Origin of the sequence: Pokkaliibacter sp. CJK22405, from assembly GCF_046614695.1 — a bacterium.
Taxonomy (GTDB): Bacteria; Pseudomonadota; Gammaproteobacteria; order Pseudomonadales; family Balneatricaceae; genus Pokkaliibacter.
Genome location: NZ_JBKKHQ010000013.1, coordinates 199,044 through 223,457 on the forward strand (window position 1 = coordinate 199,044; position 24,414 = coordinate 223,457).

Here is a 24,414-nt window from a genome sequence, read left to right on the forward strand (position 1 = left end):
CTCAGAAAAAAGACAAAAACGGGGTGCAAAACACACAACAGCAGAAAACACAGAGATATCACGCACAAACGCGCGGCCAGAGACACCCGGAGCGGGAAAGGAAAGTTGGGGTGGAAAACGCCCGGCGGCGACCACGGTGTTCACATCTTGCTCCCTGCCAGAGCGCCCGGCATCACGGGCCTGCGCTCTTACCAAACCTGACCAGAGACTCCGCTGGTCTTCCAGAATTCAAACCCCTGCGGCCGCACTGCATCCGCTAAAACCACAGCGCGCACCGGAGTGGGGCAAATTCTATCGACAGATGTAAGCGCTGACCACCCCAATGTAACTTGTGTTCGCTTTTCGTAACGCTATCATTGTCGATTTTTTAATCATAAGCGTGGTTCGGGCGACCTTGCCCCTCTAGCATGGATGAACAGCAGTATCATGGATGAGTCTAAGCAGCAGTGGCTATTTGCCTTGTCAGCACCGATCGTCGCGATGTGTCGCGACGTCAGCCTGAGTTGCACCTCGCACTCAGTCACTGATACCGACCCGCCCACGTCATTGCATCAGTTTCGCTGCAGTGATCGGGAAGAGTTGCTCGAAGATGTTGAAACGCTGATGCACTTAGCCGGCAACAATGAATTATCCACGCTCTACAGACGCTGGCATCAGCTCACTCCCGGCACACCTCTGGTGGCTAACGATGCGCCTTGCGTTGATCAGTCGCTGGCAGAATTTGTCTCTCAAACCGCCGTTTACACCGGCCCGGCAGGCATCGCGGCGTGGTATCTGGCGCGCGCTGGCTTGATACTACGACTGGGTTTCGGTGATGGTCTTATCACCGAGGATGAAAGCCTTTGGCTGCATTGCCAGCTGAGTCATTCGGCTCGCGGCTGCTACCGCAGCTGGTCAGCTTATGTCTATGGCTTTCTCATGGGCCGGGCATACTGGCAAAGCACATCGAGAAATGCAGACTTTCCCCCGGAACATCTGGTGCACTCTCTTCTGCAACATGGCTCTGCGCCCTGGTTTGAGCATATTGTTCGAGCGCTTCTGCAGCCGCAGGACTCTCCTTTATCAGCTCACCACTGGTCGCTGTCTTGTGATGAACCTCCACGGCCATCCACCTTAGCGGAGGAGATCTGGTCATGATGTCCACTCAGTGCTGGCAGCTTCTGGGACTGTCTCCCACCCAAGACCTTGATGTCATTCGTTCGGCATATCGCCGGTTATTGCCAACTGTTCATCCTGAGGAAGACCCGGAAGGCTTTAAAGCGCTGCGCGCGGCCTACGATGAGGCGCGTCGTTTGGCTAACCGGCAGGAGAACGCTAACGCGCTTCCTCGGATTGCTGAACGCGATATAGAGGCCTCAACGGACAACGAAAACTTTGACGCTGCCGCAGGCGAGACCGTTGCGTCAACAGAAACCTGCCGAGAGCCGGGACTGATTGACCAGTTAAAAATCCTGCTCAGCGATACAGCTCATCGTTTTGACCCAATCGCCTGGGAAGCCTTTCTGTCAAAAGTCGATAAGGTCTCTCTGCAGACCTATCAGGATGTGTACTGGCAGGTACTGTGGGAAATCTATCATTACCATCCACTTTCTCATCAGTGCGTGCAGCTACTGTGCGAGCGTTTCAGCTGGGATGAGCGCCTTGATGAGCTATCCCCCAGTGCTCGCCAGCGCATTGAAGCCTTCCTTCTGGACATTCGCTCAGAGGATCCGTTTGATCTCCATCAACTGAGTTGTTGGCCCGCGACCGTTCAAAAGGCAGTCCTTGGTTTTATTGAAAAGGGACATCACGCCGCCCAAGCGTCCTCCACGGATGAGCTTCATTCTTTACTCTCTCAACACCAGTGCCTGCCATTACCTGACAAGAGCCAGGGTTTTGCCATGCAAATCACACGATGGCTCTGGCAAGCAGACCTCTTTAATGACGCCGCTGAAGCTTTTTGCCTGGAGATGCTTCAGTCCTCAGAAACACCGCGTGAATGGCAAACCTATTTAGCCTGTGAATATCAGAAAACCGGACGAAATGAGCAGGCACTGCAACTCTGGATTGCGCTTTACCGGACACACCAATGCCCTCGTGCCCGACAAGCGATTGTAGCGCTGTGCCAGCATGAGCATACGGAATGGCTTCCCTTGTTGATTCTGGCCATGAACGACAAGCCCGCTGTCGAGGGCTGGCCTGATGCAGAAGACTCAGATGCACAGATTCATGGCAACCCGGTCGCCCTGACACCAGCCACATCGATTGCGCTGAATTTACTGGATAGTGAGCATCTTCCTCTGCTCGCACAGCTTTTCACTGACTGGATGCAAAGTGGACAAGAGCTGGGCCTGATGGCGCTATTGCTTAGTGCTCCGGAGCATGATCTGCAGGCCAGACTCTATCGCTACGGCTGGTGCCTGCATCAGGGTGGCGAGGATCTGCTGCGCGAAATTCTAACCGAGCCAACGCCCGATGAGCCTCTGACGGCACTGATTGTGGAACGCCTGCAGGTACAGGCCAAACAGGCACTGTACTGGTGTGAAAACTGGCCGATCGCGCAGTTGCTCAAAGACGTCATCGCCAATCAACGACACCAGCTACCCTACTCTTTTGGACAGGCTGAAAGCCCGGTGTTTGTGGCAGCACAAAGCTGGTTTCGACGCCTGCGCTACTATCGACCTGAGGAGCTGCGCCGTTTATTTGAGGGGGAAGTTTTTGATCCGCAAACCAGCTCCCTCGGTAGTGCATTGCACCGAATGATGATCGCGAAGCATCAGGGGATGCGCTGGCCAGCCGCCTTTGATCGCTGGGACAGTGCCAAACCCTGGATTTTCATCAAGCAGCTACTGATCTATCCCGAGCAATGGCTGCGCCTACTGGACAGTATTCCCGTCAGTGTTGCTGAGAACCATCCTTTCGCACCTGCGCTTCGCGCTTGTCAGGCCAGTCTGGAAAATCCGGCATCGCTACTTCAAGGCGCTCAGGACGATGCACTGCTTCGACAAATGAGCCGTCATAGCCTCAAGCAGGATATCAATCTTCATATTCTCAACTTGCCAAGACTCGCTCATGTTCAGGAAGTCTTCGATGTCTGCCAACGCTATAAGGATGCCCTGTCCCAAGACAGCATCGAGTGGCTCCTGCTCTGCATCGAACTCAACTACGAGCCAATGCTGCTGAAAACGGCTGAACCCACCTTAAGCCAGTGGCTCACCGAAGCCCTGCAACAGGCATTCCCATCCGCTGATCACACCCGGCTACTCAAGGAAATTCGCGCTCACAAAGGCGGGTATCTGCGCAAACTGATTCATTCAGCGGCGACCAATACCTGGAGTGGCACGCTTAACCAATGCAGTCATTACTGCCTTGATGACCGCAAGGCGAAAGATGGCAAGCCTGGTCTTTCCAACCTCAAGAAAATGCTGGGTTTGAAAATGGACTCCCAACAAGCGCCCGCGCTACGCCTTGCGCTGAATCTTCGCCTGGTGCAAGAACAGACCATCATTCAGAAGCTGCAACAGCAGCCCACAATTAGCCCCTGGAAATTCTGGAAGGAAGCACGCGTGGGCAGAGTGCCTTACGCCATCGCCTATGTACTCATCATGGCGGTCGGTACAGGTGTCTTTATGTGGCTACCGGATGCCATGGTGCCGGCCATGCTAATGATGATATTTCCCGCTATAGGCATTACCTGGCGGCGCTTGCGAGATCTCGGTCTGGGTCTGAAAACCTTTCTCGCCATGGGGACGATCGCTGCCTGGTTCAAACCGATCTGGCTCTGCTTGCTGTTTATGCCGGGCGAAGGGCTACCCAACGCCTATGGGCCGGGGTCACGCTTTAGTGATGAGGAGCTGGAAAATCTGCAGGCCTGCCTTCTTGAGCTGATGAAGGATTGGTCATGATGACTTGCTCACCGGAACAAGAGGTTGGCATGGAAGAACAGCAACAACACTGGCTTTTTACCCTGTCCGCACCGATGGTTAGCATCAATTACGGTTGGGGGGCACGCTATCATCTTCCCACCTTCGGACCTGCGGATGGTGAAAAGTTTGACGTGCAAAGCGGCTGGTCAATCAATGATCGTAGCGGCTTATTAAGGATGATCGCCCGCATGACTGATAACGGCCATGCGGGTTCACTGCAATCTCTCTATGCACAGTGGCACAGGCGTATGCCAGGCGATGCACTGACAACGTCACAGTCGACCACCTATCAGCATCAGTGCGCAGAACTTGTCGAACGCACCGCAAGCTATTGCGGGCCAGGCGGCATTAAGGCTTGGGATATCGGACGATGCAGCTTTCTTGCCCGAGTTGCGCAGCTCAATGGCTGGATAACGCTTGAGGAAAACCTCTGGATGCACTCGCGCTTTGCCTTACGTGCACACCATTACTATCGCAACTGGCCACAGTACATGATCGGCTTTGTCGTGGGTCGTGGATTCTGGATGTACCAGACTGATTCTGATGCAGAGGGAAGCGCTGAAGAACTGCTACAGATGGGTTCCTCACGTTGGCACAAGCAGATGCTGGAACATCTACTGAGTGGCGAATCTCGTCCTTTTGATGGACTGCCCTGGGACATGCCTCTGTCGCCTGTGAGTAAGCCCGATTCACTACAAGAGATGGATTGGGAATGAGTAACGGATGCTGGGCGATACTTGCCCTCCCCCCCACTGACGATCTGCGCGCCATTAAACAAGCCTACCGCGCCCGCCTTCCCTTCCATCATCCTGAGACCGACCCGGAAGGGTTCCGCGCTTTGCGAGAAGCCTTTGAGGAAGCCAACCGACTTGCTTCGATGCCAGCGATGGAAGAGCCCGAGGAGGAGGCCGGTGAGCAGGGCATCACCATGGATCGCCTTGCTGATACGATTCAGGAGGACGCGCGATCACTGCTGGATGCCTTGATTGCCCTGCTACAAAACCCGTCCCAGCGCTTTCAACCCAGTCACTGGCAGGCCTGGATTGAACAACTGGATAATGCCCCGCTGCAGGCCGTCAGTGATCTGCGCTGGCTGGTGCTTAACCAGCTGATGGATCACTCGCTGGTGTCGCGGCATTGTGCCCAACTTCTGGTCGCCCGTTTTGCATGGACGGAGCATCTGGATGAAGTCAGCCTGCCCAGCCGCGAGATGGTGGTGGATTATCTGCGCTTCCTGGGTGGTCCGGATCTGTTCGACTTCGCGCTGTTATCCGAGCTACCGCAGCCCATCCACGGTGAGTTGTTGTGGTTCTTTCATAGCCTGCGCCGTGCCCGTGATGAACTCTTCGCCGAGGAGCTTGAGTCACTGCTGAACCTGCATCTCTGCCTGCCCATTCCCACGGAGGAGGGCCGAAATGATGAGCTATTGGTTCGCTTGCTGGATGCTTGCTGCCAGGCCCGTTTGGGTATCGAGGCCTTGGCACATTTTGCGAAAGAACGCATGGCGGCCGATCCCCAAAATCAGCGCTGGCGAACCTATCTGGCCCGCCAGTATCAGCTGCTCGGCCGCACCCAGGAAGCGCTGCCGCTCTGGCAAGCACTGTCTCAGGAGTTCCAGTGCCCGGAAGCACGTCGAGCCCTGCTGGATTATGCACAACATTACGCACCGCTCTTGGCTCCGCTGCTGCTGGCAGTCTTGAATCACACCCCATCGATAGCCCGTTGGCCAGAGGAGCTCACTTCCAGCCTGCAGGAATACGGTAGTCCCGATGCTCGTTCCCCGGAAACGGCCTACACACTGGCAGAATGGGCGCACAAACCCTTTCCTGCCCTGGCTCGCCGCCTGCTCGAAGGTCTCTCAAGCCAGACCCCACCGACCCTGGATAACTGGTTAGCCACTGACCCGGAACTTCTGGCCGATGCCTCACTTGCACTCCTCTACCGCCGTGCATGGCTGGTGAATCATGGCGGTGAAGCCTTACTCAACGAGGCCTTATTGGCCACACCACCCAGTGCCCCGCTCCAGCGCTTTATCTTTGACGGTCAGCAACAACAGCTTGCTGCGGCCCTGCATTGGTGTGAACACTGGCCGCTAGCAAAAGCCCTGCGCGCTTATCTCGACGGCGACATCAGCGAGCTACCCGCCGTGTTTGGCAAGAATGATCCTGACATCCACCGGCTGGCCAAAAACTATGGCCAGCGATTACGGTTTTATACGACCGAGCAAGCTCGCCGTCTCCCTGGCCTTGGCCATTTCGGCGAATGTCCTCTGGCACCCTTCTGGGCCACCCTGAGTACGCTGCATCAGCAAGGCATGCCCTGGCCATCAGCCTTTACCGACATGGCCGAAGCCAGCCTCTGGCTGCAGGCTGCTGAGCTACACACCTCGCCCCTGAGGCGTCTGGGACACCCCATGCTGGCGCTTGATGTTCCGGTGAGCCATCCCTTTTATCCGCTCATTGAGACATTCCGCCAGTACCACCTCAGCGCCGATGCCGCCGTACTGACTAACCCGCTGGATGACAAGCTACTGGCCCCCGTGATTGAACAGTTACAAGCGCAATTGCCGGAGTCACAACTGCTGGGCGAGCAATACCTGAGCGCCACGCAGATGATGAGCCTCGTACCTGATCACTTGCAGGCAATGAGCGCCGATCCACTATTGATGATTGTGCTCTGTACACTCATTTTGCATAACGACAACATTGCTTACCGCGAAAACGTACGTCGTACTTTGGAAAAACATCTGCGGGACTATTTGCACACTAGCCCACAGGATGCCGTGGCAATGCAACTTGAGCTGGAACAGGGTAATGGCAGCTCTCTGCTGGCTTATTGTGAGGAGCAACATTCCCAGTACAGCTCTCAGCGTAAACTGCTGACGCTACTACTGAGCGACCTGACCTCGCAAAGACGCCATCAGGCCCCGCTCATGGATGACCTCAAAGCCCTACAAACCTATAAAGACACACCGGAAGCTCCGGTCTTCTGGCGCTATGCCGCCAGCTTGCGCCTGCATATGTACCAACAGGTATTACTGGATCTGCAAAGCGCGCCGGTGGAGCCTGCCTATCGGTTCTGGGCAACCCGGCACCGGCTCAGTCGCAGCGACTTTGCCTTGGCGATCACGGCCTTGCTGGTGTTATTCGGCTTGTCCTTGCAAAGCAATATGATTCTGGTGGTGCTCACCGCCTTACTGTCCTTGTTCCCCCTGACCACGCTTCTGGTGAGGCGCTTAAGAGATCGTGATTTGGGCTGGGGAGCCTTTCTGGTGTTTTTTATCGTAGGGCTGGCCATGCCCTTGATCTGGGTAAGTTTGCTGGTTCTGCCATCTAGCGCGTTACCCAATCGCTTCGGCCCTTCTTCCCGGCGCAAACGGGAAGACTTTGAACAGCTGCAACACTGGTTGCGGACACAGTAATTCCCCCCCTATTTTCGACGACCTGCCGGACTCAGTCCGGCCACCCTTCAGGGATGAAGATATGACTATCGCGCTTTCGTGGAGCCTGCTCGATATTGAGCCCACGCCCGACACCAACCTGATCAAGAAGGCCTATCGCGCCCGGCTTAAAGAAGTGCATCCAGAAGTGGATCCTGAAGGGTTTATCGCCCTGCGCACCGCGTACGAAGAGGCGCTGGAGGAGGCACGACTCCTCTCAGATGGAACCGTTGAACAAGGGGAACTCACGCTTACGGAGGCCTCTGTCACTGCGCACACCGCTCCTCCTGGCGATGAGCTATCCAGAGAAATATTTCTGGCGTTCCAGCAGTTGTTACACACCCCAGGCCAGCGCTTTTCTGAAAGCCATTGGCACCTGTGGCTCGACACACTGGAACACTGCTCACTACAAGGCCTGAATGACCTGCGTTGGCCCGTGTTAAAGCAGCTGGAAGAACTACCCTCCAGCCCTCGTTGTATGCGCCTTCTGCTGGCGCGCTTTGAATGGCGTCTTTATCTGGATGAATTGCCCGAACGCTTTCACGCCGAGATCAGAAACTTTCTTGATTATCTTGAACAGGGTCAGGCTTGCTTTGACTATCAGCTCCTGCAGGAGCTGAGTCTGCCTGCACAAAATGAGACATTGCGATTCTGGGAAAGCCTGAATGACAGGCTCAACCGTGCTGACGTGATAGCCCATCCCGAGCATCTTGCCGAACTCCTGGATAGCGCCGGCAGCGTCTACTTCCCTGCCTCTGCGGCACTTCAGAATCTGCTCGCTGAAGCGCTGATGCGACTTGAGCGCCCCCTGCCCGATAGCGCGTGGCATTCCGAAGACACTGCGCTCTTATTGCCTCTGGCTTTGCTGCAGGGTACCGCGCCCTGGCCAGACATTCCTTGGTCCGAGCTCTCTGCTGCAAGCCTCACCGCTACCGAGCAACGCAGCCTGCTGATGTATTGCCGCCAGCATTTGCCCACGCTCCTGCCACTGCTAACACTCGCGTTCAGCCACTTTGATACTCGACACAACCCTGCGGGTATTGCTCATCGTGAAGCCCCGTTAAGCTGGGATGCTCTGCTCAAATTCACGGATGACAGCAGCTTCACCGTGCAGGGCAAAGCGATGCTCGCCTACCGCGACGATCGGAATTCCCTGAGATGGCTGGCCAGCTGCTTTAAGGGCGAGGACAGTATCAGTCGTTTGTACCGACAAGCCTGGATTGTCATGGAGGGAGGCGAGGCGCTGTTGTATGCCTCGTTAAACGATCCGCTCCCGGAGCACCCGATTGAAGCCCTGATTCAGCGCAGCCTTCAAGCACAGGCGCAGGCGATTCTTAGCGCCTTTAAGCAAAGCGCGCTGGTTCTGGCATTCAAGGACTATCTGGGGGAACGCACCTCGAAACCTCCCACGCTGAGTGAAGACCTGACGGATGAGGAACATAAGGAGCGGGCGCTGGCTCGTGCCTGGCTCGCCCGTGTCCGTGCCTACAGTGAAATAAGCGTGCCGCGATTTCCTCGCCTGGAGAATGAACCCCATTACTGGTGGATTCATTTTGTCCGGCTGTACCATCAGCATCATAAAGTGACCCGGACTCCCTGGCCTGAAGCCTTTCAAGACTGGCAGAGTGCCAGGTCCAGGTTAGTCATTGCGGGCTTGCTGGAAAACGAGGCGGAGTGGGCGCAGATCGCCCAACACACTCATTTTTCTGAGACTGGCGATATCTTTCAGGAGACTCTGCAGCGCTGGCAAAGCGGGGAGTTATCACCGGAGTCATTGGACTCGCCCTTACTGATCGAGCTCACCTATGCCCGCCAGCTCAGGCAAGAAGACCCCTTTGCTGACATGCACCTGCTCTATGCCTTGCCACAGCTGATGCAACTCTGTCATGAGCATGAAGGGCGTCTTCAGGAGTGCCTGCCCGCCATGATCGTGTTCGCCTCTACGTTGTACGCCTACCTGAGCGACGATCATCCGTATAAAGCCATTGTGCAGCAGTGGTATCTCAAGGCCGTGGTACAAACGGTGGGTGAACCCTATGCCGAGTCGCTGCATCAGCATCTGATCCGTGGCACTACCTACGAGTTCTTTACTCTCCTCAAATCAAAGTCGATCGATATCAGCCCTCAACTCCGAAAAGCGCTGCAAACCCTCAATGCTCATCACAAATTACGGGACGAATTTGCCATTGGCTCGTCTAGGATGAAGGCGCTATTGAGGATACTGGAAGATGCGACACAACCCATGGCGGTGCGCTGTTTAGCTAACCTGTGGCTGTATCGGTATCAGGTATTCCTGCTTAACCGGCAGCAGTCCGCCTCAAAAACTGGCTTCATGGCGAAATATTTCCCCGCCCGAATAACACGGATTCCTTACAGCATCGGCGTACTGCTTTGTCTGGTCTTTGTCGTGATGATGGGTCATCTTCGTGACTTTGGCGCAGGGATGACAGCCCTGCTCATAATGGCGATGCCCTACTATTACCTGACATCGAGACGTGTGAGAGACATGAGCCCTGGACACACCTTTGCGGGCTTTACCGCCCCCGCCTTTACGGTGTTCTGTATCCTGATCTTTCCTCTGGCTCTGATTCCTCTGGTGTATCCGACGAATCCCTGGCCTAACCCCTGGGGGCCATCGCGTTACTTCAGCCGCAAGCCAGTGATCAACCTGCTGGCAAGTCTGCGTAAGCGACGCAGCTTGCCGTGGTACAAGCGCTGGTTCTGAACCAGCGTTGGGTCACGCATCACGCGAAGTCTCTCGGAAGAGAGGCTTTCCGGCGCCTACCACTTGAGCGCCCGAGAATAGGCTACAACTGGGCCTGGTCCAGCGCATCGTTCAGCTGGTTACGAAGACGCAGAATGTCGTCCTTGTTCTGCTTGCCCAATACCTCTTCAAAGGCTGCCAGCCACGACTGAATCTGGCTGCGCTCATCGCCCAGTGTCTGACTGTAGGCACGCTCAATACGCGCCAGCAATGTGCGATTGGGCAAGGAGTCACGTGGGTGAATTTTCAGGCCCTGAAGCCGGTCATGGCTTTGCTGGCGTGCCTCTTCATCCAGTCCCGCCGGGCTTCGATCCACTATTTTGGAATGCTTTGCGCCAGTTTCCATTTCAACATCAACTTCCAACAGTCCGTTGATGTCATAGCTGAAACGAATATCCAGCCACTGATTACTGTCCTTCAGGGGGCTGACGGGGATTTCCAGCGTATCGATCAGAATGTTGTCCGAGGCACGGGGACGCTCACCCTGATAAATTTTGATTTCCACCTGCTGCTGCTCGGGATGCGTGGTCCAGAAACGTTCAACGCGTGAGGTGGGAATAATGGTATTGCGATCAATGATAGGGCTAAACATATCAGGGTGCTTCTCCCCGTGCTGAGACGCAATACCCAGAGTGTAAGGGCACACGTCCGTCAGGATCAGCTCTTCGATGGAAGCATCGCGCTTGCTACAGGCCGCCTGAGCCGCAGCTCCCAAGGCCACAACCGTGTCCGGGTCCAGATGGCGGTACGGCAGCTTGCCAAACAAGGTGGAGACCAGTTGCTGCACACAATTCAGACGGGTGGCACCGCCGACCATCACTACCGAGTCCAGATCGCGTGGTTGTAGACGCGAGTCACGCATGGCCTGCTCGATCGGTTGACGCAGGCGCTTCAGTAACGGCTGCCAGATTTTTTCGGCGCGGGCATCATCCAGCACCCAGTGCTGTTCCTGATCACGCACAGTCCAATCCAGGGTCTGTGTGCCGCTGCTGAGCTTATGCTTCATTTGCTCCAGTCGGTCCCACAGCCGCGCCTGCTCCTTGGGAGAAAGATCATCGCGCTCAAGCTCCCAGTCCTTGAGGCAGGCCACCATCAGTACCGCAGTGAAGTCTTCACCGCCAAGCATGTTATCGCCGGTGGAAGCATGCACTTCGATCAACGGCAGATCATACTCCAGCACAGTGACATCAAAGGTGCCGCCACCCAAGTCAAAAATCAGGCTGCGCTCCATCGCCTGCTCATGCAGGCCATAGGCCATCGCTGCAGCAGTGGGCTCGTTAATAAGACGAGTGACATTCAGGCCAGCCAGCTCTGCCGCAAAGCGGGTGTGCTTACGTTGTTCGTCGTTGAAGTAAGCCGGTACAGAAATCACGGCATCGGAAATCGGTTCGCCAAGATAACTTTCAGCATCGGCACGCAGGGATTTCAGTACCAGCGCCGAGAGCTCCGGCGCACTGAAAGACTGACTGCCCAAACGGATCACCTTCTCGGTACCCATAAAGCGTTTGAAGGCAGCGGTGGTTTGCGCCGGGTGCGTCGTCAGGCGGGATTTTGCCGCACGACCGACCAGAACCTGGCCATCCTCATCCACGCTCACCACCGAGGGAGTCAACACCTCCCCCAATACGTTGGGAATGAGTTCAGCCTTCTCGTTGCGCCAGACCGCAATCAGGCTATTGGTGGTACCCAGATCAATACCAATAATGGGTCCGGAAGACGCAGGTGAAACCGTCATATCACATCCTTGTGGGCAGCTGACCGGACTGAGCGGTCAATCAGAAGAAAACTGGCAGGAAATTATCCATTTATCCCACGCGGCGGCAACCACTGTTCAATTATTAACCGCCGATAATCTGACAATTGACTGGACGGGACGCGAGTGAAGTCAGTCTGCCATTAACGCAGCAGTCCCGGTGCGGTCAGGGTGCCCCAGAACAGCAGGCCACCACCGAGGAGCATCACCAGTGCGGCGAGCATGCCCAGGCTTCGTTGCAGGGCGGCCAGACCACGAGGGCGGGTGCCGAGCAGGCGGACACTCAAAGCCCGGCCCCAGACAGCCAGCGTCGCCAGCGCGCCGACAGTGATGGCGGTGCCAAGAGACATCAGCAGAACACCCAGAACGCCGTACCAGAACACATGCTGGGACAGGCAGAACACCAGGAGCAGCACCGCGCCACTGCAGGGGCGGATGCCGATCACCGAGGCGACGGTAAGTTGCTCCTTACCCAGTACCGCGCCCAGTTTGCGACGCCAGCCGCTTTGCTCGATAGGAGCTTCGGGCTCGACGCGGCTAAAACGGGTGGAGGCATTCAGTGCCGGCACCACTGGTGTTAACGAGGTTGTGGATAGCTGTGCGCCAGTGATCGCGCTGTGGGCTGTGGATAAAGACGCCGTCGGCGCCAGGCTGTGCTCCTGATGTCGGCAGTCAGGCCTGTGGGAATGATGATCGCAGCTGCTGCTATGGCTATGGCTATGGCTATGGCTATGGCTATGGCTATGGTCGTGATGATGACTGCAGCAGCTGTGGGTGCCACGGATCACGCGGTACGCCATGATGACGCCGAACAGCACAATGGCCAGATAGCTGGCCTGTTCCATCAGTTTCACCGACTGCGTCACCTTCGCCGAGAGTTCCAGCAGCCCGGAGAGAATCCCGACGATGACAATCGCCACCAGCCCCTGAATCAGCGCCGCCACGGCACAGAGCACCATGCCCTGACGCCAGCGCGAGCGATCCGCCAGCAGATAGCTGCTGATCACCGCTTTGCCATGCCCAGGCCCCGCCGCGTGAAAGACGCCATACGCAAAGGCGATTCCCCAGAGCAGGCTGCCATCGCCGCTGTTCACCAGCCCTTTAACAGCAGACACCATTTGCCGATAGAAACTGACCTGGGTGCGCTGAATCCAGTTAATAAATTCCCCCCACCAGGTGGTGTCGGTATCCACCTTGGGGCCAAAGCCTGCGGCCATGGCGCCGGAACAGCACGCCAGCCCGATCAGCAACCAGAGTCCGCGATTAAGGTACCAGGGGCGCGCGTGGGCCGGCGCAGTGACAGGTGCTGACATCAGGATTTTCCACAGTTAAAGGTGAACCATTTGGCGGCGACCAGATCCCGTTTTTCCGCCTCGATCGGATCAATAACGCGGTAAGTACAGGTGGTCTTGCCGGTGAAGGTGACCGGATTAGGGTCAACGGGCTGCATGTCGAAGTAGTTTTCCATATCGACAAAGCCCAGTTCGACATTGCGCGGCATGTTGATGGGCCTGGCGGGCAGGTAATGCAGGTGATAACCGAGGACGCCGTTCTCAAGATGCAGGTTGCTCATCTCCACCTTGGCGAGTTTTTGCAGATCATCGTGCTCAAGCAGAAAGAAGAAGTAATCAAACTCCTTCATGGAATCATCCAGCAGCTGGCGGATCGTCGTCAGCTCCTCGCCCTCGAAGTTGCCATTGCCGTTGGTGTCGTACTGGTTAAGGAGGTTGGTGGTGGTCATCGGGTCCAGCACCATATCGACATCAATGGCTTTCAGCACCGTACCCTCGACGGTGAAATTCAGTGAGTAATCCATGAAAACGTGAGGATGCGCCCAGCAGTTCAGCGCCGCCAACGGGCCAGTGGCAAGAAACAGCAGGCCGCCTATCAGCCTGGGTCGAAAAAAGCTCAGCATCCATGAATCCTGTCGGGGAGTGCGAAATAGCGTAACTTTATAACATCCCAAAATCGGGAAAAAGGCCGTGTTACGGTATCAATATCGCAAGTTGTTTCGGTAAAAAGGCCAGTCTGTGAAAGCATAAAGGTCTGTTCCTGCAGAGGATACCTTCCATATGTTTCTCAGGCAGTGCCCGGAAGAGATTGATGCGCGGCGATCATCGCCAGAGGACGGTGCCATCACAGCACCATGACGAAAACTCGCTCCAACACCCGCCACAGGGAACTATCCGCCCCTGACTTATACACAGAGAGTGACACCTGAATCACTGGAACCTGCGCCGCAGATAACCCGCCACCGGACGCCTTGCCTGCGTCCTGTTGTCTGTCGGCGCCCACCTGCAACACTGCCTGCTTTTCCAAGCCTGCCCCGAGCCTTGTGACGGGGCGGCAGCCGTTGCTCTGGCGTTCCGATCTCAGGTGGCAACGCCGTATCTCTTTTTCGCCATCGGAGGCCGCCATGCTCCAACACCGACTGGGCTCGGTTCATATTCCTGCCACTGCCTATTCATCCCAGGACGAGCAAGGTTCTCCCTCATCGCCGAAATCCCCCTCGGGCGCGGCCTCCATTGAAGGCAAACTCTATTACGACCCCACGGGTAGTCTCGGCCAGAGCGAAGGGGCACAGCAGGCAGGCAATGCAGAGCTGGTCTCCCCGCGTGACTTTGCCAAAAGTGACACCTTCCCGGCGTTCAAGCAGCAATATCACTCGCTTGTCGACCGTCTAGGCGGCTATCTGCTCAAACACCACGACAGCGCCAGCCAGTGGAAACAGGCCGAGCTCGACAAACTCAAAGGCAAGTCGCCCCACTCTTCCGTGCATCTTTCCACTGAACAGCTGCTGGAATCGGCCTCCCTTGCTCACAACAAGCTGACGCTGAAAGGCGAGCAGGTCCCGGACTGGCTGAGCAGCCTGCATACCCTGCATGAGTTCAAGCAGCGCCTGTTCGAGTTTCAGGAAAACGGCCAGAACCCCCATTACCCGACGGATGATGAACTGGCGCTGGCGTACGGCAGCCTCAAGCATGAACTGGAAGGGCTGGAAGGCCTGCTGAGCTCCAAAAGCTATCAGGCGGATCGCAAGGTGCAGAGCACCCTGGAAGTCGGTATTGCGGCGGGCAAATGCGCCGCAGGTCTGGAAGAGGAAACCCAGCAACAGAAGTCCACCCTGCGCGCATCGGTGGCCGGTTTACCCCTCAAGGTTGCCAATACCCGTGACCATATGGCACTGCAGCACCTGCAGGATATCGCGGCAGAAACCACCTATGCCGGCGATGTGCGCCATATGGCCGCAGCCCTGTATAACGCTGTGAAAGAGGAAATGGATCTGGGGGACCTGGTCGGTGAGGCCGGTAACTGGAGCATGGGGCTCGAACGCCTTGGCCTCGATGAGGACGGCATCCGGTACACCTTGCAGCGCGCCAAGGTGCAGCTGAACGAAGCCCTGAGTGCCACCGGCGTGGTCAATCAGGTCGCCACCGAAGGCTTCGCCGCCCTGCGCGATCTGGTCACACAACTCCCCGGCATGAAGGATAAAGCTGATGCTTTTCTGGATGACATGGACATGTACACCGTCACCAAAGAGCTTGGTAACAGCAAGGCCTTCAAACAGCTGTCGGAAAGCTTTGGCGAGCCCGCAGGTTTGCCGGTCAATCTGGTGTTCAGCAAGCAGCCGGATGACACCTATCGCCTGACCAGCAATCCACTCAAGTTTGAACTGCACCTGATGCAACAGATGCACCGGGATCATCTTGGCGTCGACACCGATCCGGAGGCGGTGGTGTCCCGCACCAAGAAAGATGCCGACGGCAACGCCATTAACCTCACCATCGCCCACTGGGATGATCTGGTCTTTGCTTCCGAAACCCTCGCCACTGGCAGAAGCGGCGGCCAGAGCTGGGCTTTTGACAAGGCAGATCACGAACTCCTGAGCGCCCATCATCTGCAACATCTTTCGCCCAATGATCTGGCCAACAAGCACCTGCCGCCGCTGGGTCAGCGCACTTCCCTGTTCGCGAACCCGAGCCTCACTGTCCGCGACCGCGCCCTGTGCATGGCCATTCTTGATCAGGCCGTTCGCAACAGTGATGGCGAGAGCATTTCCCAGCTCGCCACCCTCTGGTTTGAGCATGCTCACAACGACATTCTGGAAGCGACGGTCAGCAAGCTCGCCGAGCTGCCCACCGCCAGACAGCGGCTGGACAGTGCACATCGCGTGCTGGACAAGCTCAATCAGCAGCAAAAGGATCTTGTTGTCGAAAGCCCCGCCTTCGAGCAGCTGCTGGAGGTCAGCCACGCCAGTGATTACCTGGATGCGAGCCAGAGCGATGGCATCCACCCTCTGCTTCATGACGACTATGTCAGCCTGGACAGTGATCTGGTCGGCCGTCTGATGACACAGACCAGTGACTTTCCCAAAGGCGCGCAGGGCCTCAGGCTCTACAACACGCTACTGGAAAAAATGGACGGTTCCCTGCCGGATGAAGCCTCAACGCCAGCCGATGAAGTGGCGCGCCATGCCCTGAGCGGCTATCACCCGAAAGACTTGCTGAACATTGACCAGCAGCTCCTCAACTACGTCACCCTGCCGCTCCTGATGGAGCGCGCTCAGGCCGTGCCGCCGAAGCACCGCGAAGAGTGGATGCTGTCGATGCTGCAGCACCTGCATGAAGGCGAGAGCTTTAATCTCGATACCGTCATGGATGCCCTGTTGCCACAGCTTCCTCGCGAGCGCCACGAGGCCGTGGCGGATCAGGTGCTGTCGACCTATGAAGCCTCGACGGACATTTTCGCCAAAGTCGCCGTGAAACATAACCTGATGGGCATGCTGACCACGCTGCTGAAAAAGGACATCACCCCGACGCTGGATGGCGCCGCGACCGCCGCAGCGGTGCAGAATGCCGCCGTACAGTACCGTTCTCATTATGATCAGGACAGCCTGCTGCACCTTGCCTGCGAGTCCAATAACCTCGGGCTCATCAAGCAGCTGATGAGCACGCCTTTGCTGAATCAGGCCAACGACTATGGCGTGACGCCGCTCAACAGTGCCATTCAGGGTCGCCACACGGACGCCGTCAAACTGCTGTTGAGCCACCCGGACATTAATCTTGCCCACAAGACCGAACGGGAATCCACCTGGGAATACTGGCTGAATGAAGGGGATCGCTTGTATCCACGCCTCAATGATGCCGCCTTCACGCCACTGGGGCAGGCAGTCCTTAAAGGTGACACCGACGAGATTGTCTCTGCACTGGTGGCCCGAGGCGCCGATATTCTTGGCGGCTGGCCTTCAGCCCTTCACATCGCCACGACTCGCGGCAACCCGGAGACCTTCCGCCATCTAATGACCCCCGAGACGCTGGCTGATGCCCTGCCGATGCTGACCAACTATACGGACACCCACAGTCTCAACCGGGAAGCCGTCATCAACGCGCTGGTTGACCTGGGTGCGCCGATGAATAAACGCGATGAGAACAACCAGCCCTTGACCATGACCGCCTTCGGCTCAGGGGATCAGGCCATGCTGAACGTGCTGATGGAGCGCGGCGGCCCTGAGGTCATCAACCAGCAGGATACCTACGGTTTCAACCTGCTCATGCTGGCCGCCACCCATGATGTACAGCCACTGGTTGAGGCGCTGATTCAACACGGCGCGGACACCTCGGCCACCACCGACAACGGTATGCGTGCCATTGATATGGCCCAGAGTGATGCCGTCAAGGACATGCTGCGCGGCTATCCGCTCACCCCGGAGCATGATGAAGGCTAAAGAAAGCCAGGTATGTACTTGCTTACAAGGAAAAACTGATGCTCCAGCACCGCTTAGGCAATTTTCACCTGCCCGCCGCAGCCTATGGGCCATCGACCGATACGGCCGCCAATCAGCCGCAGGCCAGCGGTGCAGCTCGTCATCAGGGTCGCCTGTATTACGACCCCACCGGCAGCCTCGGTAATGCCGACAATGCGCAGGCCGCAGGCGCTTCCCAGGCACTGGTCAGCCCACGGGATTTTGCCAAAAGCCCGCACTTTGAGTCGTTCAAGCAGGAATATCACGGGTTGGTGGATAACCTTGGCAGCTATCTGCTTAAACACCACGGCGTCGCCAGCGCCTGGCATCAGGAGCAGGAAGCCAAGCTCAAGGGGCCGGGGCAGCATTCCGTTGTCAGCCTGTCGACCGAGCAGCTGATGGCACAGGCCTCCGCCAAATTTCACCAGATGAGCCGCAGTGGCGAACGCGTGCCCGACTGGATTAACAGCCTGCATACCCTGCATGAGTTCAAGCAGCGCCTGTTTGATTTCAATGAAAGCGGGCAAAACCCTCATTACCCGACGGATGATGAACTGGCGCTGGCCTATGGCAGCCTCAAGCATGAGCTGGAAGGGCTGGAAACCCTGCTGGGTTCTGATCATTACCCTGCGGAGGCCAAGGTGCAGAGCGCCCTCGAAGTAGGTATTGCTTCGGGAAAATGCGCCGCAGGCCTTGAGGAAGAAGCCCAGCAGCAGAAATCCACCTTGCGCGCCTCCGTCGCCGGTTTGCCCCTGAAAGTCGCCACCACCCGCGACCAGATCGCCCTGCAAACACTGGAGAAAATGGCCGGCGCCAGTGGGGCTTTCAGAGGCGATATCCGCCATGTGGCCGTGGCGCTCTATAACCACCTCAAGCCGGAATTTGGGCTCGGTGATCTGGCCGGCAGCGGCAACTGGAGCACCACGCTGGATCGCATGGGACGTGACGCTGAAGGCACACAGATGGTCCTGCAGCGCAGCCGGGAGGTGCTCGACAGGCAGCTCAGCACCACCGGCGTACTCTCTCACGTCGCGACCGAAGGACTACAAAGCCTGCACGGCATCCTTGGCGGGCTCAGCAGCTTTAAAGGTAAGGACGCTGCGGCGCTGGATGAGATGGACATGTTTGCCCTCAACAAAGAGCTGAACGCCAGCAAGGACTTCAAAGCCCTGTCGGAAAACTATGGTGAAAGCGAGGGTTTGCCACTGCATCTGGCCTTTGTTCGCCAGCCCGATGACTCCTTCCGCCTGACCCAGAACCCGCTCAAATTTGAGCTGCACCTGATGAAACAATTGCATCAGCAAGGCATTGGCGTCGAGACCGAACCCCGGAAGATACTGGCGCGCGGCACGCAGGATCAGGACGGCAACCCGCTCCAGCTGAACTTCGGTCACTGGGATGATCTGGTATTCGTCACTGAGCATGAGCCCAATGCCCGGCCCCTGCCGCTGGAAAAGCAGGATCACGAATTCATCACCACCCATCATCTCAAGCAGATAACACCGCAGGATCTGGCCCAGCAGCCGCAGACACGACTGGGGCAGCCAGCCTTCGCGCCCGCGGCATTGTCACAGGAGCAAAAGGCGCTGTGTCAGCTCATGCTGGGCCAGGGCCTTAAAAACAGCGATGTACAGCAGTGGATGACACTGCCTCACACCTGGCTGGCGGCAGCTCACCCGCCCATGATCCAACTGGCGACCGACAAAATAGCCCAGCTCGATGACCCCGCCCTGCGCATGCGCAGCCTGAAACAGCTGGTGGAAAGCCTGCCTCACGATACGCAGCGTAACGCGGTGATCAACAGCCCGGGCTTTGTCCGGGTCATGCAAAAGTGCCAGGTCGCGGATCTGCTTGATAAGCACAGCCGCACCGGCCTCAGCCCCTTCCTCCAGGTCATGAGTGAAGGTGCCAGCGCCAGTACCTTTGGCCATCTACTGGACACTCCCGAGGCATTTCCTCGGGGTGTTCCCGGCCTCAAACTGCTGTCAGCGCTGATGGCGCTGATGCACAAAGATCCGAAGATGAATCCGGAGCGGGCCAGCGCTGCCCTGACCCATGTGCTGAATGCGATCCGCCCTGAGGATCTTCTCAAACTTCCTGCGGCAAGCCGGGAGCATCTGCCCAAAGGCCCCTTCTTTGCCATAGCCCAGGCGCTCCCGGCCGAGCAGCGCGTACCCTGGCTGCAGCAGCTGGTGGCTCAATACCTGGACAAAAATGATGATATTGAAAATGAAGCCGCGATCAGTGCGGCCATGGATCAGTTACCGGATGCCGCGCAGAAACATGATTTTGCCCGCGACGCCCTGCGCCATTTCGGTATTGGCCAGCTGTTTCTGATGGTTGCCATCAAACATGACATGCTGGATCTGCTCGCCGACGTGATGCCGGTGGATAACCGCTCACCCCAGCAGCAGCTGGCATCGCTGCAACAACTGGCGCAGCAGCCCAAATACCGCAGCGCCATTGACGGAAACTCCCTGCTGCATTTTGCCGTGGACTACAGCCATCAAAAGCTGCTGCAGGCACTGGCAGACACCCCCCTGATCAATAGTCGTAACAAGCACAGGTTTACCCCCATTCACTGGGCACTGATAACCGGCCGCATGGACGCCGCGCGAGCGTTGATCAATCACCCCAATGCCAAGCCGGATCTTGAGCTGGATTCTGTAGAGTGGTGCCTTGATTTGCTGCAGAAAAAAGGCGTCGCCGTGGATGACTACCCGAAAGATGAACTCGGCCTGACGCCTCTGGCGATGTCACTGCTCACCGCCCGCACCGATGAGCTGATTCCGGATTTCCTGCGAAATGGCGCGAATATCTACGCAGGCCTGCCCTCGCCCTTTGAGCTTGCCCTCATCAAGGGTGATCCGGATACGCTGCAAGCACTCCTGACGCCGGACAATATCGGCGATGCCCTGCAGGAACTCACCCGCATTCCCGCTGACAATATCGACAATTTCTATGGTGCTGCCGCGATGCTGCTGGAGAAAGGTGCCCGCATTGATGTCACCGATGACGATGAGACGACCCTGCTGACTCAGGCGATGATTCGCGATTCCCGGCTCTTTGATCTGATGAAACCCTACATTACCCCGGAGATACTCAATAAGCAGAGCCGCCACGGCGAGTGCTGCCTGAGTGTTGCCATTACCAAGAATGATCTGCCGAGGGTGCGAGAGCTGCTACAGATGGGCGCGGATACCGAGCTGACGTTCCCGAACGGTCGGCCGCTCTTCTCGCTGGCACAATCGGATGAAATGCGCGCGCTACTTAACCTTGGCGGGGATGAATAAGCTCCGCTTTATGGCGCGTTATGCGCCGAATCACCGACACGATGGCGGAAACCTGCGACGTTTCCCATCCTATTTAAGGCTGTTCGATCAGGAGGCCGTATGCTCCAGCACCGCTTAGGAAACTTTCACCTGCCCGCCGCAGCCTATGGGCCATCGACCGAAACGCCCGCCAATCAGCCGCAGGCCAGCGGTGCGGCTCGTCATCAGGGTCGCCTGTATTACGACCCCACCGGCAGTCTCGGTAATGCCGACAATTCCCAGGCCGCAGGTGCATCACAGGCGCTGGTCAGCCCACGGGACTTTGCCAAAAGCCCGCACTTTGCGGCGTTCAAGCAGGAATATCACGGACTGGTGGATAACCTTGGCAGCTATTTGCTCAAGCATCATGGCAGCGCCAGCGCCTGGCATCAGGAGCAGGAAGCCAAGCTCAAGGGGCCGGGGCAGCGTTCCATTATCAGCCTGTCGACCGAGCAGCTGATGGCACAGGCCTCTGCCAGATTTCACCAGATGAGCCGCAGTGGCGAACGCGTGCCCGACTGGATTAACAGCCTGCATACCCTGCATGAATTCAAGCAGCGTCTGTTTGATTTCAACGAAAGCGGGCAAAACCCTCATTACCCGACGGATGATGAACTGGCGCTGGCCTATGGCAGCCTCAAGCAGGAGCTGGAAGGGCTGGAAACCCTGCTGGGTTCTGATCATTACCATGCGGATGCCAAGGTGCAGAGTGCCCTGGAAGTCGGTATTGCTTCGGGAAAATGCGCCGCAGGCCTTGAGGAAGAAGCCCAGCAGCAGAAATCCACCCTGCGCGCCTCCGTCGCCGGTTTACCCCTGAAAGTCGCCACCACCCGCGACCAGATGGCATTGCAGCTGCTGGAAAGTGTCGCCGGAGAATTTGGCGCCTACGAAGGCGATATTCGCCATGTGGCCGTGGCGCTCTATAACCACCTCAAGCCGGAGTTTGGTCTGGGAGAACTGGCCGGCAGCGGTAACTGGAGCACCACACTGGACCGTCTGGGTCAGGATGAGCAAGGCCTGCATCAGGTCATCGACTATTCCCGGCAGCTGCTGAATCAGCAGCTCAGCGCCACCGGCGTCCTCTCCCATGTTGCCACCGAAGGGCTGCAAAGCCTGCGCGACATGCTGACCGGACTGCCAGCGCTTAAGGGTAAGGAGCAGGCCAGTCTTGATGAGATGGACATGTTTGCCATCACCAAAGAGCTCAATAACAGCAAAGAATTCAAGGCCTTATCCGAAAGCTACGGCGCGGCTGATGGCCTGCCTGTGCAACTGGCCTTTGCCCGACAGCCCGATGAGACCTTCCGCCTGACCCAGAACCCGGTGAAGTTTGAGCTGTATCTGATGAAACAGATGCACCAGCAAGGTATGGGCGTAGAAACCGAGCCGCACCAGATTCTGTCGCGCACCCACAAGGATCAGGACGGCAATGCCATTCAGACCACCTTCGGCCACTGGGATGATCTGGCGTTCGTGACCGAGAATGATGCCGACGCCCGGCCACTGCCGCTGGAGCAGCAGGATCATGAGCTGCTCAGCGCCCATCATCTGCAGCAGATTTCGCCGGATGATCTGGCCCAGAAGCATCGCCCGCAGTTTGGCCGTAATAACGCCTTTGCCCGTCCGCCCAGCCTCACAGCCAAAGACAAGGAACTGTGTCAGGCGATGATGACTCAGGTGGTACAGAACAGCGACAGCCCCAGTCTGGCGGCCCTGCCGATCAAATGGTTCAACCACCTCACCCCGGAGCATATGGGCCCGATGGGCGCACGCCTGCTGGACGTTCCCGAGGGCAAACCGCGCATGGATGCGGCTAACAACCTGCTGCTGCGCCTCAACCACAATATGAAGAATCTTTTTGTGGAAGGCCCGGCGCTGCTGAATGTGCTGCGTCAGTGTCGCGCTCAGGACCTGCTCGACCCCGCAGCACCTGAGGGTTTGCATCCGCTGATCAAAAGCAGCCTGCTGGAAATCGAGCCGCAAGCAGTCATCCATCTTTTCAGCGCCCCCCAGGACTTTCCCCAAGGACCGCAAGGCCTGCGACTGCTGCGCACCCTGAATAACCTGATGAATCTCGATCAGGGCAAGTTTGATGCACTGGCGCAGGCCGCCACCGAACATGCCGTACAAGGCATGTCGCCCGAGGAGATGCTTAATCAGGACATGAAAGACATGCTGCGGCTCCCCATGGCGCCGCTGTTTGCCAAGGCGACCGAGCTGGCACCGGCGGCGCAGCTACCCTGGCTGACCCAAATGGTGGCGAGCTTTGCCAGTAACAGCTCCGCCAAACTGGAGGATGCGCTGGATGCCGCACTAGCGCAGATTCCTGGTCAGAGTGACAAAATGAACTTTGCCTTTAAGGCACTGGATCAGGCCGGTGCCTCACGCCAGACCATCGCCAAAACGGCAGTGAAGCATCAGCTCAATGGGCTGCTGGCCCAGTCGCTGGGGCTGCCCAGCGGCTTGCGCCCTGATGTGATGAATCAGCAGATCAAACAGGCGGCGTTGCAGTTCAGCACAACGATGAAAAACACCCTGATGCACTTCGCCGCCAGCTACGATAACCGCAGTCTCCTGCAATTACTGGCCGACACGCCGCTACTAAGCAAGCTCAATGATGACAATGAAAGCCCCATCAACTCCGCCATTGAGGCCGGTAACAAAGGGGCCATCCTGTTCCTTGCCAAACGCATGGGCGCCGAGCTGAATAATGAAAACCCCGACGGCTTTACCGTGACGCCCTGGATTGAAGACAGCGCCATTCCCATGCCGGATTTCAGCACCGAGGACAATATCGGGGTCACGCCGCTGGGACAGGCCATGCTGCGCGGCGGCATGGATGATGTGCTGCCGGAGATGATTCGTAGCGGTGCCAATATCTATAACGGTTTACCCTCGGCCTTTGAGATCGCGCTGCACAAAGGCGATCCAGACACTCTCCAGTCCATCATGACACCGCCCAGTCTGGAGGCCTCACTGATGGAAATGCTCTCTATTCGCACCGGCCCAAACACCGACCGCGGCAGGATGGCAGAAGTGCTGTTGCAGCAGGGCGCTCAGCTGAATCTTTATGATGATGAAGTCGGCCTGCCTCTGATTCTCAGAGCCTACAAGGAAGGCGACCAGGCGGTTTTCAATACCATGGTTCGCTTTGCTGACAGCGCCACAGCGAACCATCAGGACCCCGATGGCGAGTCCACGCTGATGGTCGCGGTACGAATGAATGACCTGCCGCTGGCACAGTGGCTGATGCGCATTGGCGGCGATGTGAACCTGCGTAACCATGAAGGTCAGAGCATGCTCGATCTCGCCCAGTCTGATGATATGCGCCAGCTATTAAGCGGTGGAGGCACAGGAGCAGGCGCTCACTGAGCCTGACCAGCCGCACCTTCCTCAAGCACGCCGGCAGCCTGGCTCCGGCGTTTTTTTAGGCTCTGCAGGAATCACAAAGTCTTCATCTTTACTGCCTTGATCTGCGCTGTGCTTCAGCCCAAAGACA

General features: G+C 57.3%; 11 protein-coding genes. 8 read left to right on the plus strand and 3 right to left on the minus strand.

Going from position 1 to position 24,414, the window contains the following annotated elements:
- Positions 1-426: 426 nt before the first annotated feature.
- From ACKC9G_RS09795 to ACKC9G_RS09815, 5 genes are all read left to right on the plus strand, one after another.
- On the plus strand, positions 427-1,137 hold the full coding sequence (locus ACKC9G_RS09795) for a DUF1266 domain-containing protein (protein ID WP_411404769.1): 711 nt from the start codon (positions 427-429) through the stop codon (positions 1,135-1,137).
- Positions 1,134-3,884 (plus strand): hypothetical protein, encoded by a 2,751-nt coding sequence (locus tag ACKC9G_RS09800; RefSeq protein ID WP_411404770.1) that lies wholly within the window; start codon positions 1,134-1,136, stop codon positions 3,882-3,884. Before ACKC9G_RS09795 ends, ACKC9G_RS09800 begins: the two co-directional genes overlap by 4 nt.
- Positions 3,881-4,621, plus strand: a complete 741-nt coding sequence (locus ACKC9G_RS09805) for a DUF1266 domain-containing protein (RefSeq protein ID WP_411404771.1) — start codon at positions 3,881-3,883, stop codon at positions 4,619-4,621. The genes ACKC9G_RS09800 and ACKC9G_RS09805 overlap by 4 nt, the downstream gene beginning before the upstream one ends.
- Entirely contained in the window at positions 4,618-7,326 is a 2,709-nt protein-coding gene (locus ACKC9G_RS09810) for a DUF805 domain-containing protein (RefSeq protein WP_411404772.1), read from the plus strand. Before ACKC9G_RS09805 ends, ACKC9G_RS09810 begins: the two co-directional genes overlap by 4 nt.
- A 61-nt stretch (positions 7,327-7,387) precedes the next feature.
- The gene (locus ACKC9G_RS09815) at positions 7,388-10,069 is read left to right on the plus strand and encodes a J domain-containing protein (protein WP_411404773.1); all 2,682 of its coding nucleotides are present in this window, start codon (positions 7,388-7,390) and stop codon (positions 10,067-10,069) included.
- A gap of 82 nt (positions 10,070-10,151) precedes the next feature.
- Here the strand turns inward: ACKC9G_RS09815 and ACKC9G_RS09820 are convergent, their stop codons facing one another.
- The 3 genes from ACKC9G_RS09820 to ACKC9G_RS09830 form a co-directional block, all read right to left on the minus strand.
- Complete coding sequence (locus tag ACKC9G_RS09820; RefSeq protein WP_411404774.1) at positions 10,152-11,843, minus strand: Hsp70 family protein; 1,692 nt, start codon at positions 11,841-11,843, stop codon at positions 10,152-10,154.
- A gap of 161 nt (positions 11,844-12,004) precedes the next feature.
- Entirely contained in the window at positions 12,005-13,174 is a 1,170-nt protein-coding gene (locus ACKC9G_RS09825; protein ID WP_411404775.1) for a nickel/cobalt transporter, read from the minus strand.
- Entirely contained in the window at positions 13,174-13,776 is a 603-nt protein-coding gene (locus tag ACKC9G_RS09830) for a DUF1007 family protein (RefSeq protein ID WP_411404776.1), read from the minus strand. Before ACKC9G_RS09830 ends, ACKC9G_RS09825 begins: the two co-directional genes overlap by 1 nt.
- A gap of 501 nt (positions 13,777-14,277) precedes the next feature.
- On the opposite strand from ACKC9G_RS09830, the gene ACKC9G_RS09835 reads away from it, so the two are divergent.
- The 3 genes from ACKC9G_RS09835 to ACKC9G_RS09845 all read left to right on the plus strand — a co-directional run bounded on the left by ACKC9G_RS09835 (position 14,278) and on the right by ACKC9G_RS09845 (position 24,287).
- Positions 14,278-17,586, plus strand: a complete 3,309-nt coding sequence (locus tag ACKC9G_RS09835; RefSeq protein WP_411404778.1) for an ankyrin repeat domain-containing protein — start codon at positions 14,278-14,280, stop codon at positions 17,584-17,586.
- Positions 17,587-17,624: 38 nt separating this feature from the next.
- Positions 17,625-20,897: an ankyrin repeat domain-containing protein gene (locus ACKC9G_RS09840; RefSeq protein WP_411404780.1), complete on the plus strand. Its 3,273-nt coding sequence runs from the start codon at positions 17,625-17,627 to the stop codon at positions 20,895-20,897.
- 99 nt (positions 20,898-20,996) lie between these two features.
- Complete coding sequence (locus tag ACKC9G_RS09845) at positions 20,997-24,287, plus strand: hypothetical protein (RefSeq protein ID WP_411404782.1); 3,291 nt, start codon at positions 20,997-20,999, stop codon at positions 24,285-24,287.
- Positions 24,288-24,414 lie beyond the last annotated feature (127 nt).

Bases quoted from the DNA above. Each gene is read 5' to 3' on its own strand.
- ACKC9G_RS09825 (WP_411404775.1), bottom strand. From the start codon at position 13,174: ATGTCAGCACCTGTCACTGCGCCGGCCCACGCGCGCCCCTGGTACCTT.
- ACKC9G_RS09805 (WP_411404771.1), top strand. From the start codon at position 3,881: ATGATGACTTGCTCACCGGAACAAGAGGTTGGCATGGAAGAACAGCAA.
- ACKC9G_RS09815 (WP_411404773.1), top strand. From the start codon at position 7,388: ATGACTATCGCGCTTTCGTGGAGCCTGCTCGATATTGAGCCCACGCCC.
- ACKC9G_RS09800 (WP_411404770.1), top strand. From the start codon at position 1,134: ATGATGTCCACTCAGTGCTGGCAGCTTCTGGGACTGTCTCCCACCCAA.
- ACKC9G_RS09840 (WP_411404780.1), top strand. From the start codon at position 17,625: ATGCTCCAGCACCGCTTAGGCAATTTTCACCTGCCCGCCGCAGCCTAT.
- ACKC9G_RS09810 (WP_411404772.1), top strand. From the start codon at position 4,618: ATGAGTAACGGATGCTGGGCGATACTTGCCCTCCCCCCCACTGACGAT.
- ACKC9G_RS09830 (WP_411404776.1), bottom strand. From the start codon at position 13,776: ATGCTGAGCTTTTTTCGACCCAGGCTGATAGGCGGCCTGCTGTTTCTT.
- ACKC9G_RS09845 (WP_411404782.1), top strand. From the start codon at position 20,997: ATGCTCCAGCACCGCTTAGGAAACTTTCACCTGCCCGCCGCAGCCTAT.
- ACKC9G_RS09820 (WP_411404774.1), bottom strand. From the start codon at position 11,843: ATGACGGTTTCACCTGCGTCTTCCGGACCCATTATTGGTATTGATCTG.
- ACKC9G_RS09795 (WP_411404769.1), top strand. From the start codon at position 427: ATGGATGAGTCTAAGCAGCAGTGGCTATTTGCCTTGTCAGCACCGATC.
- ACKC9G_RS09835 (WP_411404778.1), top strand. From the start codon at position 14,278: ATGCTCCAACACCGACTGGGCTCGGTTCATATTCCTGCCACTGCCTAT.